2 protein-coding genes and 2 pseudogenes are annotated in these 3111 nt (G+C 58.4%); 3 read left to right on the top strand and 1 reads right to left on the bottom strand.

Annotated elements, in window-relative coordinates; translation table 11 throughout:
• The 3 genes and pseudogenes from KBF66_RS19345 to KBF66_RS19335 all read left to right on the top strand — a co-directional run.
• Nucleotides 1-838 (top strand): annotated as a pseudogene (locus tag KBF66_RS19345) (B12-binding domain-containing radical SAM protein); the annotation flags it as partial.
• Nucleotides 839-953: 115 nt separating this feature from the next.
• On the top strand, nucleotides 954-1712 hold the full coding sequence (locus tag KBF66_RS19340) for a TSUP family transporter (RefSeq protein ID WP_296661370.1): 759 nt from the start codon (nucleotides 954-956) through the stop codon (nucleotides 1710-1712).
• 28 nt (nucleotides 1713-1740) lie between these two features.
• Nucleotides 1741-2775, top strand: coding sequence for a GGDEF domain-containing protein (locus KBF66_RS19335; RefSeq protein WP_296661367.1), 1035 nt, complete (start codon nucleotides 1741-1743; stop codon nucleotides 2773-2775).
• 13 nt (nucleotides 2776-2788) lie between these two features.
• Here KBF66_RS19335 and KBF66_RS19330 read toward each other — a convergent pair.
• A pseudogene (locus tag KBF66_RS19330) lies at nucleotides 2789-3111 on the bottom strand (penicillin-binding protein 2); the annotation flags it as partial.

The raw sequence follows: 3111 nt of genomic DNA, 5'->3' as shown, positions 1-3111 counted from the left end.
GCGTCTGGCCGAGTTTGCACCCGGCGTTTTGCAGCTCGAAATTGGTGTGCAGAGCTTCAACCCGCAGGTACAGCGCAATATTTCACGTCGGCAGGACGACGTGGCAACCGACTTCAACCTGCGCTGGCTTCTGGCGCACAGCCATGCCCATTTACACGCCGACCTGGTGTTTGGTCTGCCCGGGGAAAGCGTGGAGAGTTTTGCGGCGGGTTTTGACCGCCTGCTGGCCATCGGGCCGCAGGAGATTCAGCTGGGCATTCTCAAACGACTGCGGGGCACACCGATCGCCCGGCATACCCAGACCCATGGCATGGTGTACGCGCAGGAGCCGCCATATCAGGTGATTCAAACCAAACTCATCCCGTCGGTCTGGGTACAGGCGTTCATTCGATTTGCCCGTTACTGGGACTTGGTCGCCAATTCGGGTCGGTTTGCCGGGGCGCTGTCCCTGCTGTTTCAAACACCGGCGATGTCGACACCACCGGAGTCCGGTTGGTCCGCTGACGAGCTGGCCTTGTTGCCTGACGCTCAGGGTTCTTCTGCTTTTTGGCGCTTCTTTGCGCTGTCAGGCTGGTTGTGGCAGAAACTGGGCCGCACCCGGCATTTGACGCCCGAGCAACTGGTGGATGCATTGTTTGAGTACCTCAGCCGCAGCACATCGCCTCAAGTGGTGCGGGAGGTCTTACTGGACGACTATGTCAAAAGCGGTGCCCGCGGCAACCCCGTTGCCTTGCGTGGCTGGCTGGCGCGTGCCGACCATTGCGGGCGCACGCCAGGGTCTGCATTGCGGGCGCGACAGCAACGTCATAGCGCTGCCGAACAAAGGCAGACTGATTGATGCTGCAACGCACATGGATTGTTGAAAAAAATCGCTGCAAGCGCATGATTCAGAAGAGACCTTAGCTTCATAAAGCATAGTATTTCGTGTCGGACCCGGATGCGACAATGTCGGCATGGAATACCTGATTGTTTCGTTGGCCAGCCTGTTTGCCGGCTTTGTAGACTCGATTGTTGGCGGTGGTGGTTTGATTCTGGTCCCGGCGCTGTTTGCGACCTTTCCGCAAGCCCACCCTGCAACCCTGTTTGGCACCAACAAAGGCGCCTCGGTTTGGGGCACCGCCTTTGCGACCTGGCAATACAGCCATCGGGTGGAGATGCGCTGGGCCGCGCTCTGGCCAGCTGCTGTCGCAGGCTTGCTGGCATCACTGGCGGGTGCCTGGCTGGTGACGGTGATCTCACCTGATTTCCTGCGCCGGGTGCTGCCATTGGTTCTGTTGGTGGTGCTGGTGTACACCCTGTTGAAGAAAGAACTTGGACGGTCACACGCGCCCAAATTTGCCGGCAACCGGGAACGCTGGATTGGCGTTGGCATCGGTTCGCTGACCGGCTTTTATGATGGTTTTTTTGGCCCGGGCACCGGGAGTTTTCTGGTGTTTCTGTATGTGCGGGTTTTGGGATATGACTTTCTCAACGCTTCGGCTGCGGCCAAGCTGATCAACACCGCAACCAACGTGTCGGCGCTGCTGCTTTTTATTGCCAAGGGGCACATCTGGTGGCATTTTGTGCTGCTGATGGCGGTGGCCAATGTGCTGGGCAGTCTGCTGGGTACCCGCATGGCACTCAAGCACGGAACGGGTTTTGTTCGAGGCGTTTTTTTGCTGGTGGTTACCGCGTTGATTTTGAAAACAGGAGTCGATGCCTTCCTGAAATAACGCAGTATCATCGCCCCCGAAGATCGACATGAACAAGCCGCAAAAATACACCCAGTCCAAGGAAAAGAGTGCCGAGTTGCTGCGTATTGTCCTGGCACGTATGGGCCAGCATGATGCGGCGTTTAATCCGCTGACTTTCACGGTGTGGTTCGAGTACGCCGCGGGTATCAACCAGCAGCTCAACGAGGCGATTGATGCGCTGCTGCAGACGCAACCCAAGTTGGGTGATGCGGACCTGTGGAATCTTTACCACTCCCACGTTGCCGAGGTCGATACACAAGCGATGCACCGAATTGGTAACGAGTTGCAGCAAGTCATGAAAACGCTCGGCTCCGCAGCGTCTGACACAGGCGGGCAGGCTGGCGAGTTTGGTGCCCAACTGGAAAGCCTGACAGCTGAGCTTCTAGGGGTGAGTGACACCTTGGTGTCTCCGGCGATGGCCAAGGCGATTGAGGGCACAGCGCGAATGCGCAGCGCCGCGCTGGCGCTGGAGCTGGAGGTCAGAAATAACCAGGTTGAAATTCAGCGTTTGCAAAGTGAGTTGAACCGGGTGCGTGATGAGTCGCTGGTTGACGCCCTGACACAGGTGCTCAATCGCAAGGGGTTCGAAAACAAGCTGTCCACGATGATGGCGCAACCGGTCAGCGCTGGCCGTGCGCATTGGTTGGTCATGTTCGATCTTGACCATTTCAAAAAGGTCAACGACACACATGGTCACGTCATGGGCGACCGGGTGTTGCAGGCCCTTGGCGAGGTACTCAAAAGTTGCCTCAGCGTGTGTCCGCAAGCCAGCGTGGCGCGGTATGGCGGGGAGGAGTTTGCGCTGATGCTGCCCGATAGCCGCAAGGATGAATGCAGCAAGATAGCCGAACTGGCGCGCACACGGACCAAGGCCCTGAAGATTCGCGACCGGCGTACGCAGGAGGTGGTTTTGACCGTGACGATCTCAGGCGGTATGTCGGCCATGCAAAGTGACGACGACAGCCACAGTCTGGTGGCACGGGCCGATGCGGCGCTCTACCAGTCCAAGCAAAACGGACGCGACCGCATTACTTCTGCCTGATACAGTGGTCAGTCTAGTTGGGCGCGACTGCTGCAGGCGTGGCTGAGGCTGCTGCTACTGGGGCAGCAACTGGTAATGCTTCGGAGGCGCGACTCGCCGGCCAGGGCACCTCAGTTGCAAGTATGGGCTTGCCGATTGGCGCGGTGGCCTGGCCTTTGCTGACGGCTGCCATGTCCTGCTCACTGGGCATGAGACCAAGCAACCAGTAATCAAAAACCCGACGTGTGATGGGTGCTGCCGACGCTGCGCCGAACCCCGCGTTTTCCACAATGGCGGCGACCACAATTTTGGGGTCATCGGCGGGCGCAAAAGCAATGTAGAGTGAATGGTCACGGT

Origin of the sequence: Rhodoferax sp., assembly GCF_018063565.1 — a bacterium.
Lineage (GTDB): Bacteria > Pseudomonadota > Gammaproteobacteria > Burkholderiales > Burkholderiaceae_C > Rhodoferax.
This window is presented reverse-complemented; position numbering and strand designations above follow the sequence as displayed.

Bases quoted from the DNA above. Each gene is read 5' to 3' on its own strand.
- KBF66_RS19340 (WP_296661370.1), top strand. From the start codon at position 954: ATGGAATACCTGATTGTTTCGTTGGCCAGCCTGTTTGCCGGCTTTGTA.
- KBF66_RS19335 (WP_296661367.1), top strand. From the start codon at position 1,741: ATGAACAAGCCGCAAAAATACACCCAGTCCAAGGAAAAGAGTGCCGAG.